The following is a 16,024-nucleotide window of genomic DNA, read 5'->3' as shown; positions in this document are numbered from 1 at the left end:
ACTACGATTGCGCAATGAAGACGAAGCTGCCTTCGTGCAGTTCCTCGGGCTGCCCCGGGGAGCTCGCGGCCCCCTGCACGGGGACCATGCGCAATTCGACCAGATCGCGGCCCGCAAATCCAGGAATCTCGACCGTCATGCCCGCGGTGTGGTCGTCGATCACCCGCAGCAATTGCTTGTCGGCCCAGAAGATATAGCCCGGCAATTCCTTCAGCTCGCCGATGCGGCCGGTCCTCGCTCCCTCCAGCCTGGCCGTCGAGTCCGGGGATTCGTTGGTGCAGACCCAGCGGCTGCCCACGCGTGCGCGCCAGGCGTCGGGCAGCGGCGCGTCCAGTGGCGGCAGCCGCTCGCCCAGCATGGTGCCGGCCCAGTATTGCTGGCTGCCCGAGAGCGCGTGCGACACCATGTAGGGATGTCCCTTGACCGTCGGGAAGCGAATGTAGGCGGAGGCATATTCGTCGGACCACCAGGCGCCGTCGCTTCGCTCACGCATATCCCCGATTCCCGCCACGGGCTCCCACCGGCCAGCCGGAGACCAGACGTTGAGCCTCAACGAACCGTCGCCATTGTCCAGCACCTGGAGTGGCCGCGATTCACTGGCATAGATGCCGGCGAGCTTCGAGATGTCCGCCGACGAAGACACCACCGGCGGCACCGCCCGGGCCATGCTGGGCGGCAGGGCCTTGATCGCGCCGCGCTCCTGGGCCGCGCGCAACATCGCGCCCTGCACCAGCGCCACGGCGCCGTAGTCGAAGCCGTTGCCGCTGATCATCATGGCCAGCCGCGGCTCCGGCAGCACGATGAACCGGGACGCGAAGAAAAAGGAGTCGCCGCCTTTCTGCCAGGCCTGCAAGCCCCCGGCCGCCACGCCCTGCTCCCGGACGTCGTCCCACCCGAGTCCCCAGGTCGTGGACGAAGCCGCCGGATTGGCGATGCGCACATAGGCGGCCTGGTCCACGCCCATCTCGCGGATGGCGTCCGCCGAGACGATGCGCCGGCCCTGGTACGTGCCCTGGTCCAGGAACAGGCGCGCGAGCTTCAGCAGGTCGGTGGGCGTGGAGAACGCACCGCCGGTGGCATGGCAGGGCATCATCTCCTGCGGCTGCCGCTGGCCTTCGTAGTAGGGATGCACGAAGGTCCCTTCGGGCAGGTACCCGAGGGGATAACCGGACAGGCTCATGCCCAGGGGGTCGAAGATCTCCTGCTGGACGAAGTCGGTGAAGCTCTTGCCCGTGAGCTCGCGCACCAGTGGTTCGACCAGGGTGAATCCATCGTTGCAATACACCGAGAGTTCGCCCGGCTCGTGCTTCAGGTGCGACTGCGACAGCGCATCCATCGTGTCCTGCAGGTAGCCGGGGACGGGCGCAAAACCGAAGGCGTTCCGGTAGTTGGTGCCCGGCACCCCCGATGCATGGGAAACCAGGTGGCGCACCGTGATGCGCGTGTAGTTCGGCGAGAGCATGCGGAAGGAAGGCAGCAGCTCGACGACCGGTTGCTCCAGCGCCAGCTTGCCGCGGTCGCGAAGGATCATCACGGCCAGCGTCGCGAACATCTTCGAGACCGAGCCGATGTTGACGCGCATGTCGGGCGTGGCCAGGAGTCCGCGCTCGCGGTCGGCAAGGCCGAAGGCTTCGCGCCAGATCACGCGGTCCTCGGCCAGCATGGCGACGGAGATCGCCGTGGTGGCGCTGCCGCTCTTGCCGAGGGCCGCCTGGATGGCCTCGCGGCACCAGCGCACCGCCTCGGAACTCGAGGAGTCGGCCGAGAGCGAGGCCGCGCCGCCCCCGTTCGAGTCGCCTCCGCCGCAGGCTTGCAGCAGCGGCGCGACCAGTCCTGCCGTGGCCAGGCCCAGGCAATGGCGGCGCGACATGCGCAGGGAAGAAGCGTGGAGGCTCGCGGGGTCGTGGGTTGCAGTCATGGTTCCTTTGCGTGGTGCGAGCCATCCCGCGGGTGGCTGCAACAACCTCTTCTTGTGGATCGATCGAGCTTAAGCGCTCTGCAGTGAAACGAGGCCGCCGGGAAGCGTGTTTGCGCGTCCCGGCGGATTACCAATGAAACTTGAGCGCCCGCCCGCGCGAGGGATGGCCAGAATCCCGAAGGGTCGCGATGCGCCTGAGAGACGCTCTTGAACATCGAACCCTGAACGCGCGAACGCGCCACCCACATGACACACAAGCCCCGATTCGAACTGCCGCAGCTCGCCATGGCGATGGCCTTCACTTTGTCCCTGGCCGGATGCGGCGGAGGAGGAGGCGGCGGCGGCATCGCAAGCACCCCCGGCCTCGTGCCTTCGACCGCTGCACCCGCCGCGCCCGCAACGCCCCCCGAGGCCGCCGCACCGCCGGACGCAACGGCAGCACCCGTTGCTACCAGCCCCAAACCCACCTGGCGCGGCGTGAGCCTGGCCGGCGCGGAGTTCGGCGAAAGCAAGCTGCCCGGCATCCACGGCCAGGACTACATCTACCCGGCCAACGACAGCGTCGGCTACTACAAGCGAAAGGGCATGAACCTGGTCCGCCTGCCCTTCCTGTGGGAACGGCTGCAACCGCAACTCAACCAGGAACTGGATTCGAACGAACTCGAACGATTGAAGAGCTTCGTCGCCGCTGCCACGGCCGGCGGCACCGATGTATTGCTGGACCCCCACAACTACGCGCGCTGGCACGCCAGCGTCATCGGCTCGGCCGAAGTGCCCCAGGCGGCGTTTGCCGACTTGTGGCGGCGCCTCGCGCTCCAGTTCAAGGACAACCCCCGCGTCCTGTTCGGACTCATGAACGAGCCGCACGACATGTCCACCGAGACCTGGGTCGCGGCCGCCAATGCCGGTATCGCCGCCATCCGCGCGACCGGCGCCGCAAATGTCATCACCGTGCCGGGCAACGGCTGGACAGGCGCGCACAGCTGGTTCGCGAACTCCTACGGCACGCCCAATGCCGAGGCCATGCTTGCCGTGACCGACAGCGGCAACAACCTCGTGTTCGAAGTGCACCAGTACCTCGATGGCGACAGCGCGGGCAAGCTGGACACCTGCGTCAGCGAGACCATCGGGGTCGAGCGCCTGCGCGATTTCACCGGATGGCTCAAGACCCACGGCAAGCGCGGCATGCTCGGTGAATTCGCGGGTGGCAACAACGAGACCTGCCGCCTCGGGATCACCGCGATGCTGCAGCACATGAAGGACAACGACGCGCAGTGGGCCGGCTGGGCCTGGTGGGCGGGCGGTCCTTGGTGGGGCTCCTACCCGTTCTCCATCGAACCGCAGAGCAGTGGCGATCGTCCGCAGATGAACTGGCTCACGCCCTTCCTCAACTGAACCGCAGAAAAAAAAGCGCCCGGCCCTGGGAGGGCCGGGCGCTCGCAGCGGTTATTGCCGGGTTTCGAGTGCTAGAGCAGATCGACGGGGCTGGTCGTGTTGAAGTAGTTTTCGACCTTGTTGCCCGTCTTGGCTTGAACCGGAACAATCTGCCTGCACCATGCAGCCGAATTGGCGTGGAGCGCACCGCTCGCATTGACCACGCTGCAGGCCAGCGGATCTACGAGGTCTGCCGGCGCGATGGGCGCACATGCCGTGTTGCTCGAATCGATCTTGCATGCGGCAAAAGGCTTCTTGACCGTGAATTTGTATTCGTTGCTTTTCGCATCGGTGAAGTGCACCTCCAAAGGATAAGCAGACGGCGTTCCAACTCTGAATCCCATGATTCGCGTGTTGGTTGGCATGATGACGTCGCCACCGCAATCCGCCTTCCCGCCCACCAGTGCGCAGGCACCGTACTTCTTGATCACCGGAATGTTTTCAGGGCCGTCCGGTCCACCCGTGCTTACTGAAAACCCGTCGACATAGTTGAACGCAGCTTCGTTCTCAAGGCCGTTGGTTCCGCCGACGTTGAAGACAAGTCCGTCTCCCAATTCGCTCATGAAGCCTACCGAGTCGTCGACTGAAAATCCGTAGGCAGCCATGTCGAGGTCCTTGTGTATCAGCTTGACATAAGGATTGAAAATCCGATCTGCGGGCGGCGTGGGCGTTTGATCGTAGTTGTATTGCAAGTTCTGGATATATTCCAGTTGGACCTTGGCATGATCCCAGCCCGGGGTCTCGGCCAACGCGTTCACGCCCGCGCCGCAACGTTCATTGAATGGAACCCAACCGTAGATGTGCGAAAGGGCGGTCAGGAAATTGAAGGGGGTCGGCGGGAACTCGGTCGCATCGCACGTCGAAGCGTAGAGCCCGACGTACTTTGCCTGGTTGGCCTGGAAGAACTGCTTCACCTCTTCCATGGTCGATTTCAAGTTGTCCGGGCATACGGGCTGGGCATCCACATGCTTGCTGATGTCCTCGGCACCCCAATTGACACATGCGCCCCACAGGTTCTGCATGCGTTGGACCCCCACTCCGAGCTTCTTGCTTTCTTCCGGCGTACATGCCGAAGAAAAGCCATCATTCCCGGGCACACACCTCGACGGGACCAGGGTAGGCCGCAAATTGCCGGTACCAACCGGCACGTCGGGCTCTGCGTTCTGGTCGCCCGTACGCTGTGCAAACGTGTTGTAGGCACCAGGCAATTTCAACTGGCTCAGGTTATAGACCGGCCAGAAATCGCCGTTGGTTGTCAGGAACGACCTGAGGGTTTGCCTGAAGGCATCCAAGGCTTGCGCCGACCCGCTGAAACCGATGTACGGGTTGCTTCTGACGCCGATGGCCACGGGCATATAGACGTGATCGACGTATGAAATGTTGTATCCCACGTTCTCGGGCTTCAACAACCGCTTCGGATCGCCCGGCGGGAATATGGACGCACCAAAGGTGTACTCCGACAACTGGGCGTACACGTTCTCTGGCAGCCCCACGACGCTTGAATAGGTCGTCAGGTTGCACCCGGCGGTGCAACTGATTCCGACGGGATCCGGCAGTTTGACGTCTTCGGCGGCGCGCAATCTCGCATTGTTATCGGCCAACAAGACACGTCCACCGTTCCACCAGGTGATGTAGCGGTCCTCTTCCTTGGACAGCACGCTGAAGAGTGGAAGCGTGATCGTGACCGAAGCCCCTTTCGCCAGTCCCACACCCTCGTTCACATAGAGCTTGTAGACAAACTTTGTCGGGTACGGCTTGCTGGTGTCGCGGAAACACGCCTGGATCCATTCATTCGTCGCATTCTGGCTGGTTGCCAAGACAGGATAGATCGTGCCTGCCGTGTTGTTGTTGATGGTGATGGTCTTTGCCTTGACATTCATCTTGCTCCCATCGATGTCCGTGCACGCGACGTCGGCGCCGGGTCCCGGCCCCGCAGCGGGCGGTGCCGCAGGCGGCGGGGCAGTCGGAAAGAACGCCGGCAGGCTCGCGCTGTTGTCGCCGCCCCCGCAGCCGGCCAATGCAAGCACGAGCAGGAGCGCACCGGCACCGGGCAACGATGCCGGGACACGGCGGCCCGCCATTCCTCGTATCTGGAAATTCATCTGATTCCTCGTTGAAAAATTGAGCATCTCGTGTGGACGAAACTGCGCTGGATTCTGCGGCGGCACGGCGAATAAAGGGCCCGCTTATTGCATATGAAACGAAAGCCGGTCCGGCGCCAGCCCTTCGCATGCCGCCCGGGCCACGCGGCCGAGCCGCTTTTCATGAGGGCGTGGCGCATGCGCAGGCCCGTGCTTCCCGCGGCGTCATGTCGAAGCGCTGGCGAAAGAGCTTGCTGAACACGGCCTGGTCCGAGAAGCCGCATGCATACGCGATGGCGCCGATGCTCAGGCCGCCGCTTTCGGGCTGCTTCAGGTAGCTCATGCTCTTGGCGAGGCGCTCTTCGCGCAGGGTGCCGTGCACGCTCTTGTCCTGCGAGGCGAACAGCCGATAGAGCTGGGCGCGCGAGATGCTGGTGCCGTGCGCGATGTCGGCCACGCTCAGGTCGTGGCGATGCAGGTTGCGCTGTATGTGCCGGCGCACCGCTTCCAACCGGTCGCCGGCATGCGAGCTGCCGCTCTCGGGCCGGGTCGCGAAGGCCGACCTGAGCAAGGTCTCGGAAATCCGGAAGATGCCCCCGAGCACCGTTTCCAGGTCCAGCGGGGTCAAGCCCGCACCATGCGCCGCGAGCATCTCGAGGTGCGAGGCGAGGAACGGGGCGAGCCCCAGGTGTTCGAGCGTCTCGACCGCGCGCGGCCGCGGCGGGGGTGCATGGCCCAGCAGTTCCATGAGCCGTTGCCTGGAGGGACGGATGTAGCCGAAGCGCGAGTGTTCCCAATGGCCGCGCAGCGGCTGCGAGAGATCGCACAGCAGCACGCTGCCGGCACCGAACCGGGCCTGGACGCCATGGTCCTGCTCGATGCCGAGCTGGCCCCGCTCGATCAGCCAGATGCACAGGTCGGCTTCGCGGGGCGCGCTCGAGGGCGGCCGGACCGACCGGACCTGGGAAGGCGGCACCTCGCAGTGCCCGACCGATCCCTTGGCGTCCTCGCACAGGAAGCTGCGGCCGCGCACCGATTGGTCGGACACGAGCTCCAGGTTCATCGATGCCAGGATGTGGCCCGGGAAATCGCCCTGCCGCGGCGCCGCGGCGGAAACGTCGGAGGAGAACAGGCGAAGCCCGTCCGGCGGCGGCGGCAGTCCCGCTTCGGCGGATGCGCCCGGCGTCATGGCAAGCACGGTGACCGCTCCCGGGCGGTCCGGGACGCTGGGTCCACACGGCCGGTGAGTCGAAATGGGCAGGTCACATCAGGCATGAAGACAGCGCGATTCTTTTGAACGTAATGGCCGCGCAATTCTGTTGCGTGCGAAGCGCCGCTGCAAATTACCGATGTAGTGAAGATGTACGGAAAAAAGTGCAAGTTCCGCGCTCGCAGGCAAGCGCTTTTCGCGGCCTTCTCGCGCGGGCCGCATTACCGATGAAACTTAAGCACCAGCCAGCGGGCCGGAACGCGAGAATCGAACGGATCTCGACGATGCGGTACGGCCGCATGGCGGCGCCAGGAGCTTGCGCGAAGAGTCGATCACCAACCCCCTCACCGGCTCCATGACAACAATCCCACGCGCAGCGGCCGCCGCCCTCCTCGTCCTTCTTGCAGCCTGCGGCGGTGATGGCAACGGCAGCAGCGGCGCCGCGAACCTGAGCTTCGCCGCACCGGAATGCCCCGCCGGCCAGGTGGCGCTCGAAACGGGCTGCATGGATGCGGCCCCGACGGCGGAACGGGTGCGCCGCATCGTGCGCGACGCCATGGTCGAACTCGACTTGCGATCGGCCATCGTGAGCGTGAGCGTGGGCGACACGCCGCTCCTGACCGAAGCCTGGGGCGAGTCCGCACCGGGCCAGCCGGCCACCATCGACATGCACTGGCGCAGCGGCTCGATCGCCATCGCCTACCTGACGACCGCGCTGTTGCAGTTGCAGGACCAGGGCGTGCTCGGCATCGAGGACAAGCTCTCCAAATGGCTGCCCGACTTTCCGCACGCCGACGAGATCACGCTCGCGATGCTGGCCAACTCCACCTCCGGCTATGCGGACTACGTGGACCTGAAGGTTCTCCCGCTCTATGAAGATGTGCATCGGCAATGGACGCAGGACGAGCTGCTTGCCGCCGCCTTTTCGCAGCCGATGAAGTGCAAGCCCGGCACCTGCTTTTCGTACGCGCACACTAACTTCGTCGTGCTCGGCCGCGTCATGACGATGGCCAGCGGGCGCCCGGTGGCGGACCTGATCCGCACCGGCATCCTGGAGCCGCTGGGCCTGCGCGAGACGCGCAGCGACTCGACCGCGTTCATTCCGGCGCCGGTGCTGCACGCCTTCTCCACCGACCGCGGCCAGTACGAGGACAGCACCGACTGGAACCCTTCGTGGACCATCGCCGAAGGCTCCATCATGACCAGCACCGTCCCCGACGTGATGCGCTCGGCGGCCGCGATCGCCACCGGGCGCCTGCTCTCGCCCAAGGGCTTTGCACAGTTCCTGGAGCCGCGCACCGCGTCGTTGGCACCGATGAACAGCCAGCGCTACTACGGCCTCGGCATCCTGGTGTCGAACGGCTGGATCCTGCAGAACCCGAGCTTCTTCGGCTATTCGGGCCTCATGGCCTACCTGCCCTCGCAAAAGATCGCCATCGCCGTCACCACCACGATGGGTCCGGCCTCGCCCGAAGGCAACATGTCCGACCGGCTGTACCGCCGCATCGCGGAGCGCCTTGCGCCCTCCCACGTGCCTTGATCCGCGCTTCGCGCCAGACTTTCCTCCAACCTGCCGCTCCATGACCAGTGACTTTCTCCAAGGCCTGAATCGCCGCCGCTGCCTGCAACACGCAGGCCTGGCGCTGCTGGCACCGATCATCCTGCCCGCGTGCGGCGGAGGCAGCAACGGCTCTGCGCTCGGCGCGTATTCGAGCGCCTCGGCAAGCAGCACACCCGCCGTCGACTGGGGCCGCGAGGCCATCACGAACGCCATGGCCAAGAGCGGAACCGGCGCCGTGTCGGTGGCGCTGTGGAGCAACGGCCAGGTGGTGTGGCAGGAAGCCTTCGGCTGGGCCGACCGCGAGGCCCGCATCCCGGCCGGCACGCAGACGCGCTTCAACATCGGCTCGGTCAGCAAGGTGCTGGCGGCCCTGTCCATCATGATCCTGCGGGACCGCGGGCTGGTCGCGCTGGACACACCCGTGGTCCAGTACCTGCCGGAATTCCGCATGCTGTCCGACGGCTACCGCCGCATCACGGTTCGGCACCTGCTGAGCCATTCGTCGGGCGTGCCCGGCACGCACACCCGCAACATCTTCGCGTTTGCATCGCACACCGACTACGCCGCCAATACCGAGGCCGCGCTGGCCGACACGCACCTCAAGCACGAGCCCGGCGAGCTGGCGGTGTATTGCAACGACGGCTTCACGATGATCGAGCGCGTGGTGCTGGCGATCACCGGCAGGAGTTTCACGGAGTTCGTGCGCACAGCCATCCTGGAGCCGCTCGGCATGAACCAGTCGGCCTACACCCTGGCGCCTTTCGCCGAGGGCAGTTTCGCCCACCCGTTCGACGGCAAGCAGTGGCCGGAGGAATTTGTCTCGGCCTACGCCACGGGCGGCCTGGCCAGCACGCCGGGCGACATGCTGCGCCTGGGCCGCATGTTCATCGGCGGCGGCGTGTTCGAGGGCAGGCGCATCGTCTCGGCTGCCGGCGTGGCCGACATGGGCACCAACCAGACCACCAAGCTGCTGATCAACCCGGTCCCCGAATTCCAGTTTGGCCTCGGCTGGGACAACGTGCGCCAGTTCGGCATGAACGCCGTCGGCCAGACCGCGTGGCAGAAAAACGGCGGCACCGCATTCTTCGGCAGCGAGTTCTACGTGCTGCCCGAAGCCGACATGGTGCTGATGCTGACCGGCAACAGCCTCGGCTACGGCGCCTCCGTGCTGGCCGAGCGAATCATGCTGCACGCACTGCAGGACCGCCGCGCAATCCCCTCGCTGCCCGAGCCCGTGAGCCATGCGCCGCCGGCCGCGGCCGCCGTGGCGGTGCCGGACCCCTCCGTCGCCGGTATCTACGGCAGCTACCGCGGGCCGATCCAGGCCGCCTTCGCCGACGGCCGCCTGAACCTGCGGCGCTGGGAGGCCGCAGGCTGGACGCCGATGTACGAGGGCCTTGCGCTGCGCAGCGACGGCAGGTGGTGGAGCGAGACGGGCGATGGCTCCTCGTTCCAGTTCGTCGTGCTGCGGAGTTTGCGCTACCTGATTCAGCGCCGGCCCGGCGGCAACGGCCATTACTGGGCGACGGCGCCGCTCGGACAACAGCTCGCGCCGCTGCAAGGCCCCCTTTCGCCAGCCTGGCAGGCCCGCGTCGGCACCCACTGGGAAGTGGCGAACGAAGCGCCCGATTCGGTCGCCGTGCGCGATGGCCTGCAGCGCGCCACGTTGAGCCTGCTGCCCGAACTGCCCGGCTACCTGATGTGGGCCGATGCCGACCTGTTGCGCCCGCTGGACGACACCCGTGCCGGCATGACGGTGAAGGTGCCGGTCAACGACGGCCGCGATCTCACAGAGCTGGTGTTCCGCACCGTCGATGGCGCAGAGCAGATCACCAGCAACGGCTCGATCTTTCGCCGCATCGCTGCCCCGTCCTGAAACCGTCAGGGCGCCCTGGCGCCGTCGCGTGCGGATTCGAGGGTGTCGTTGTGGAAGCGCGCGATGCCCATGAAGTTGCCCTGCCCGCGATGGTAGGTCCACTCTTCCATCGGCACGCATTGCTGCACAAGCACCTGCTGGGGCGGCATGCCGGGGTGGTACGAGGGTGCCCAGGCCATCTGCGGTCGCTGTATGCAGACGGCTTGCCTGAACATCGGTTCGCCGCAGCGTTGCAGCACCGCGAGCTTCGAATCGCCGACGCCGAAGAACCCGCCGCCGCAGTTCAGCGACTGCGCCGCAACGTGGCCCGCGTGCAGGGTCGACACGAGCAGCAGCGCCGCGGCCACGCAGGCGCGCACGATACCGCCGAGTTGGCCGGCCGGGCTTGTGCACCGTTCATTCACTGCACGCCTTCATGCGCTGGATCCTGCGCTGCCGCTCGCGGCGTTCGCTCGAGCTCAGCGAGATGCTGTTCGCGGAAACTTCTTCGTTCCTGATGTCCTGCGCCGAAGGGCATGGGCGCTGTGCGACGCGCGTGTTCTGCGAGGTCTGCACCGAGCGCACGATGCCGTCCTCGGTGTAGACATGGAGGGTGGCGCCGGGCCGTTGGTAGGTGCGCCGCTCGGTATAGCCGCCCTCGTAGTCGCCCGTGTCGACGCGCACCGGGTCTCCCATGGCCGACTGGAGCTCGCCCAGGGTCATGCCGCGGACCGGGTAGCGCCCGGCGATGGCTTCGTTGACCGATGGGCCCTGCACGCCGGGGCGTTCAGCCGGCACCGGCGGTGCTGCAGGCGAGGCGAATGTCCGCACTTCGGTCTGCTTCTCGACCGCCGCGCAAGGTACCTCCTGGAAGCTGGTTCTTCCGTCGGCGCCCTGGCACTTGTAGACGGCGGCCGCGGGAAAAGCGAGCGCAATCAAGGGCGCGGCGAGAAGGAATTTCATCCACGGACTATAGGGCCCTTGCGTGCAAAAAGCATGCTTCGACGAACGCATGTGCAGCATCGGCCGAAGCCGCGCGAGCCCACTCAATAGAGCTTCCACAGCCATGCCGATATGGTGCCGAAATCCTGGAACACCGGCGGGATGTCGTCGACGCTTGAGATCACGCCCACGTCGTTGACGGCCAGCGTGAACGCGAGGTGGCGGCCGTTCTTCGTGTCGATGTAGCCGGCCAGCGCCTGGGCCCGAAGCACCGGTCCCTTGTCCGACCCGGAAACAAAGGTGCCGGTCTTCGCATGGACCTGGCCGCGCGCGCCGGCCAGTGCCGGATCGGCCGCGAAGTCGTTCACGAACCCGAGCGAACCGTCGATGCCCAACTGCGGAAGCGCATCGCGGAACTGCGGATAGCTCGGGCGCCGGCGCATGCCCGCAAGCAGCGAAGTCACGGCTTCATTGGTCGCGGTGGTGAGGCCACCGCCGCTGCCGTCGACAAAATGCATGGTCTCGGGCGCGATGCGGAACTGGTCCGCCAGCACGGCGGCTTCGGCCACCTGCGAAGCGGCAAGGCTGCTCGCGCCGCGGGTCAGGCCGAACAGCACCAGGCTTGCGTCGGCGCCCAGGTTGTAGCTCACCTTGAGCACGTACCGGGCAAAATCCTTGTAGGGATGGGACGCCAGTTCGGCCACGCGCGTCTCGGGTGCATAGGGAGAGCCCGCCGCGAGGCTGGGCAGCCGGCGCGAGGGATTGAGGGCCACGGCCGGTGCCGAGGTCGTGACGCCGGCACGCGCGAGCGCCTCGATGAGCACGGTGCGCGCATAGGTCGACGGGTCCACGATCCGGAAGGTGCGCACGAGCGGAAAGCGGCCCGTGAACGGCGGAACGAAGTCGGATGGCAGCGTGCCCGCCACGCGGCCATGGCATTGCGCGCTGCCAAGGCATGAAGGCAGCTCCGGTTCGAGCGAGATGTCGAGCGCGCTGCCGGGAGCGCCGACCGCAAGGCCGGACTGGACACTGAAGGCCTGCGACTTCGCGCGCCAATCGACGCTCGCGTCCTTGCCGATCACGACGTCGACCACATCGTCGTTCACGAACATGGGGCCGGCCTTGAACTCGCCGCGGAAGTCGAAGTGCTCGAACAGCCGGTCGTCGACGATCACCTCGCCCGCGATCTGGCGGATGCCGGACGCGGCCACCTGGGCGGCGAGCCGGTCGAAGCCCGCGAGCGGGTCGGGCGCGGGAAGCGTCGCATTGCCAAGCGCGTTGGCTTCGTTGTGGTCCTCGTCGGGAAGCGCGAAGCTGCCATCCGGATTCGTGCGGCCGCCCATGGCCAGGTCGCCGCTCGCCACCACGACGAGATCGCCCTGGAGCACGCCGGCCCCGTCGATGGCGCCGCGGCGGTAGACCGGCGTGCGAAACACATGCTCGGGCCCCAGCGCCTCGAGGGCCAGCCCGACCGAGAACAGCTTGCGCACCGAGCCGATCAGCATCTGCTGCCCGGCGCCAAGGTCGTGGATCACCCGGCCGGTGTCGAGGTCGACCACTCTCAGGGCCCAGCGGGCGTCGCGGTACACGGGCTTTTGCAGGATGCTGGCGATCTCTGCGGGAACCGGTTGCGCCGGAAGACTGGCGGCAGAGGTGTTGCCGCCGTCGCCGCCACCGCAGCTTGTGAGCAGCATGGACGCCAGGGCGAAGACGGCGGCGCTTGCGTGGTGAATCGGTTTCATGGCCTGTTTCGGTTCAATGGAGACGATGCCGGCGATCTGCGCCGGTGCGTTGCGCTCAATGCTGCTCCTGCTCCGGCGGCCGGGACCTGGCTTGCCTCGGCGTGATGCCGAAGCGCTGCCGAAAGAGCTTGCTGAACACGGCCTGGTCGGAAAATCCGCAGGCATGCGCGATGGCACCGATGCTCAGGTGGTCGCTCTCCGCGCGATGCAGGTAGCTCCACCCCCGCTGGAGCCGCTCCTCCCGCAGCGTGCCATGCACGCTGTTGGCCTGGCCGTCGAACAGGCGGTACAGGTTGGAGCGCGAGATGTTGCTCCGCTCTGCGATCTCCGCCACGCTGAGTTCTTGCCGGTGCAGGTTGCGCTCGATAAAGCGATGGACCGCACCCAGCCGTTCGGGAACATGCGCGGCTGTCTCCTGCGGCAGAGGCACCAGCGCCGTCTTCAGCACGGCCTCGGCGGTCTGGAAGATGCTGTCGATGACGTGTTGCCGGTCGGCCGGCGCCAACATGGCACCGTGGCTTTTCAGCATGCCGAACTGCGCGCCGAGGAACGGCGCCAGGCCATGGCGAAGCGGCTCGATGCTTCGCAGCGCGCCGCCGGGTTCGCGGCCGAGCACTTGCGCGAGCCGCTGCCTGGACGGGCGCACGTAGCTGAAGCGGGCGCGATCCCAGTGGCCCCGCAGTGCATGTGCGCTGAAGCACAGGAGCATCGCACCAGCGCCGAAACTGGACGCCATGCCATTGTCCTGCTCGATGCAGAGCGCGCCGCTCTCGATCATGAGGATGGAAGTGGCGCCATCGTGCGGGCCGCGTGACGACACGGCGCCCGGGTGCTGCTCGCTGGGTGCGACGTCGCAGTGCCCGACCGCACCCCGGCCGTCCTTCCACAGCACACCTTGCGCGGCGCCAATCGATGCCAGCACATGGGCCGCCGTGCCGGCCCCGGGCTCCGCATGGGCGATGCCCTCCGCAGCCCGCAGCCCGCCGACGCCTGGAGACGGCGGCTGCTGCGTTCCGGCGAAGAATGAGGTGGCGCCGAGGGGATTCAAGGGAGTTGGTGCATCGTTTTTTTTACGATGCAAAGATAGGAGCCACCCGCCACTCAGGCAAGTGTTGCGGCTGCCACCGCACTATCCCAGCGCGCCAAGCAGCGCCGGCTAGTGACCGCGTTCCTGCCGGAAATCCGCCGGCGTCTTGCCGGTCCAGCGCTTGAAGGAGCGGAAGAAGGAATTGGGTTCCGAGAAGCCCAGCAGGTAGGCGATCTCGGTCAGGCTCGCGCGGCCGGCCGAGAGATAGCGCTGTGCCATCTCCATGCGGGCTTCGTCCAGCAGCCGGGTGAAACGCACCCCCTCCTCCGCGAGCCGGCGCTGCAGCGTGCGGGCGCTGAGGGACAGCGCAGTCGCCACGCCCTCGATGTCCGGGGCGTCGCCGCGCAACTGCTCTCGCAAGATCTCGCGCACCGCCCCCGCCGTTCGACCGCCCGCAGCGCCATGGGCCCGCAGGTCGCGCTCGGCCGCGTTGTCGAACAGCGCGGCCACGTGGGGATTGGCGCTCACGAGCGGCAAGTCGAGGTCGGCGCGCCGGAACACGATCGCGTCGTGCGGCTGGTCGAAGAGCGCCTCGCAGCCGAAGGCCTTGGCGTAGTGCGCGTGGTAGGGCGGCAGCTCCGTCAGCATCACGCGCAGCGGCACGATGGCCTGTTCGGTGAACATGCGGCCGAAGGTCAGCAGCGTCCCCATCTGGATGTCCAGCCGCGAGCGGCCGTAGGGCCGCGGCGGCCCGTCGTAGCGGATGCGGACTTCGCAGGCGTCGGCGTCCGAAACGATGTCTATCTGGCAGGCCGATACCAGTGCGTTGTAGCGCGCGATGCGTGCGAGCGCGGCGCCGAAGTCGGGGCTGGTCATGGCGGAAAACCCCACCACCCCGAACAGCTCGGCGCGCATCGGCTGCAGCCCGAGCGCCAGGCCCGCGGCGGGGTTGTCGACCGTCTCGTAGATCACGACGAAGACCCGGTCGGCCTGCTCGGGCGTGAGCGGCTTCTTCAGGTCGCCGGGCGCAAGGCCGGCGCGCACGGCCACCTTGGCCAGGTCGATGCCGGCCTTCTGCAGGCCGTCGAGCATGTTGAAAGGAAGCAGAGCCGGCGGCATGGGGTTCATCCAGGATGCTCGCTTCTCGAAGACCCGAGTCGCGCGGTGAGCCTAATGTATCCGGATATTTCCGGTCAGGTGAAGCTCAGTCTTCTTCCGCTTCGGCCGGCCGCGCCTCCCGGGGCGTCATGCCGAAGCGCTGGCGAAAGAGCTTGCCGAACACGGCCTGGTCCGAGAACCCCGAGGCGTGCGCAATGGCGCCGATGCTCAGGCGGCTGCTCTCCGGCTGCTTCAGGTAACTGAGGCTCTTGGCCAGTCGCTCCTCGCGCAGGGTGGCATGCACGCTCTTGTCCTGCGAAGAAAAAAGGCGATAGAGCTGGGCGCGCGAGATGTTGGTTCCGCGCGCGATGTCGTCCACGCTGAGGTCGTGGCGGTGGAGGTTGCGCTGGATGAAACGGTGCACCGCCTGGAGCCGGTCGGCGCCCGGCGCCCCACCGGATTCGGGCACCGGGGTGAACACCGACTTGAGCAGCACTTCGGCGGTCTGGAAGATGCCGGCGAGCACGGTGTCGAGGTCGGCCGGCGCCAGGGTGGCGCCATGGCTTGCGAGCATGTCGAGCTGGGAGCCGAGGAACGGCGCGAGACCGTGGTGCTGGATCGTCTCGGCCAGGCGCCCGCGCGCGGGCGGCGTCCGGCCCAGCACCTGCATTAGCCGCTCCCTGGACAAACGGATGAAGGCGAGCCGCGAGCGATCCCAGCGGCCGCGCAGCGGATGGGCAAGGTCGCACAGCAGGAGGCTGCCCGCGCCGAACTCCGCGGGGATGCCGTTGTTCTGCTCGAGCGTGAGCTGGCCCCGCTCGACGAGCCAGATGCACACGTCGGCATCGCGCCCCACGCCGAGGCCCGGCACGCTCGCGTGCATGTCGGACGGCGGCAGCTCGCATTGCCCCACCACGCCGGCCGTGTCCTCCCAATAGACACCGAGCCCCTGGAAGGGCTGGTTCGGCGTGATCTCCAGCCCCATCGAAGCGAGGATGCGTGCCGAGGAATCGCTGCGGCGCACGACGTGGGCCGAACCGTCGGACGTGATCAGGCGCCGGCCCATCGCAGGCGGCGCGTCCTCGGTGCCGGCAGCGCGTGCCATCAACGCGACCGGCGGGCCGGCCGGGGCCGGCTGGCGCCCCGGCTCACCGCC

At 67.0% G+C, this 16,024-nt stretch carries 12 protein-coding genes; 3 read left to right on the top strand and 9 right to left on the bottom strand.

From position 1 onward, the window contains the following. Position 1 precedes the first annotated feature (1 nt). Complete coding sequence (locus tag ABID97_RS13080) at positions 2-1,918, bottom strand: serine hydrolase domain-containing protein (RefSeq protein WP_354398895.1); 1,917 nt, start codon at positions 1,916-1,918, stop codon at positions 2-4. Between the two features lie 246 nt (positions 1,919-2,164). Here ABID97_RS13080 and ABID97_RS13075 point away from each other — a divergent pair, with 246 nt between their 5' ends. Beyond that, on the top strand, positions 2,165-3,313 hold the full coding sequence (locus ABID97_RS13075) for a glycoside hydrolase family 5 protein (protein ID WP_354398894.1): 1,149 nt from the start codon (positions 2,165-2,167) through the stop codon (positions 3,311-3,313). A gap of 71 nt (positions 3,314-3,384) precedes the next feature. On the opposite strand, the gene ABID97_RS13070 is transcribed toward ABID97_RS13075, so the two are convergent. Further along, positions 3,385-5,454, bottom strand: coding sequence for a hypothetical protein (locus tag ABID97_RS13070; RefSeq protein ID WP_354398893.1), 2,070 nt, complete (start codon positions 5,452-5,454; stop codon positions 3,385-3,387). Between the two features lie 160 nt (positions 5,455-5,614). Continuing rightward, on the bottom strand, positions 5,615-6,622 hold the full coding sequence (locus ABID97_RS13065) for a helix-turn-helix domain-containing protein (RefSeq protein ID WP_354401756.1): 1,008 nt from the start codon (positions 6,620-6,622) through the stop codon (positions 5,615-5,617). Between the two features lie 376 nt (positions 6,623-6,998). On the opposite strand from ABID97_RS13065, the gene ABID97_RS13060 reads away from it, so the two are divergent. Together ABID97_RS13060 and ABID97_RS13055 are read left to right on the top strand one after the other, a co-directional pair. Then, entirely contained in the window at positions 6,999-8,183 is a 1,185-nt protein-coding gene (locus ABID97_RS13060; RefSeq protein WP_354398892.1) for a serine hydrolase domain-containing protein, read from the top strand. A gap of 40 nt (positions 8,184-8,223) precedes the next feature. Beyond that, a complete protein-coding gene (locus ABID97_RS13055; protein ID WP_354398891.1) occupies positions 8,224-10,080 on the top strand; it encodes a serine hydrolase domain-containing protein in 1,857 nt (618 codons plus the stop codon). 5 nt (positions 10,081-10,085) lie between these two features. Here the strand turns inward: ABID97_RS13055 and ABID97_RS13050 are convergent, their stop codons facing one another. The 6 genes from ABID97_RS13050 to ABID97_RS13025 form a co-directional block, all read right to left on the bottom strand. Next, on the bottom strand, positions 10,086-10,484 hold the full coding sequence (locus ABID97_RS13050; protein WP_354398890.1) for a DUF2845 domain-containing protein: 399 nt from the start codon (positions 10,482-10,484) through the stop codon (positions 10,086-10,088). Then, positions 10,477-11,022, bottom strand: a complete 546-nt coding sequence (locus ABID97_RS13045; protein ID WP_354398889.1) for a DUF4124 domain-containing protein — start codon at positions 11,020-11,022, stop codon at positions 10,477-10,479. Before ABID97_RS13045 ends, ABID97_RS13050 begins: the two co-directional genes overlap by 8 nt. An 83-nt stretch (positions 11,023-11,105) precedes the next feature. Next, positions 11,106-12,743 (bottom strand): D-alanyl-D-alanine carboxypeptidase/D-alanyl-D-alanine-endopeptidase, encoded by a 1,638-nt coding sequence (locus tag ABID97_RS13040; RefSeq protein ID WP_354398888.1) that lies wholly within the window; start codon positions 12,741-12,743, stop codon positions 11,106-11,108. A 55-nt stretch (positions 12,744-12,798) separates the two neighbouring features. Beyond that, positions 12,799-13,791 (bottom strand): helix-turn-helix transcriptional regulator, encoded by a 993-nt coding sequence (locus tag ABID97_RS13035; protein ID WP_354398887.1) that lies wholly within the window; start codon positions 13,789-13,791, stop codon positions 12,799-12,801. A gap of 108 nt (positions 13,792-13,899) precedes the next feature. Further along, on the bottom strand, positions 13,900-14,889 hold the full coding sequence (locus ABID97_RS13030; protein ID WP_354398886.1) for an AraC family transcriptional regulator: 990 nt from the start codon (positions 14,887-14,889) through the stop codon (positions 13,900-13,902). Positions 14,890-14,974: 85 nt separating this feature from the next. Beyond that, a complete protein-coding gene (locus ABID97_RS13025; protein WP_354398885.1) occupies positions 14,975-15,973 on the bottom strand; it encodes a helix-turn-helix domain-containing protein in 999 nt (332 codons plus the stop codon). Positions 15,974-16,024 lie beyond the last annotated feature (51 nt).

Source organism: Variovorax sp. OAS795, from assembly GCF_040546685.1.
In the GTDB taxonomy this organism is placed as follows: domain Bacteria; phylum Pseudomonadota; class Gammaproteobacteria; order Burkholderiales; family Burkholderiaceae_C; genus Variovorax.
Note: the sequence above shows the minus strand (reverse complement) of the source record. Positions and strands in the feature narration are given on the sequence as shown.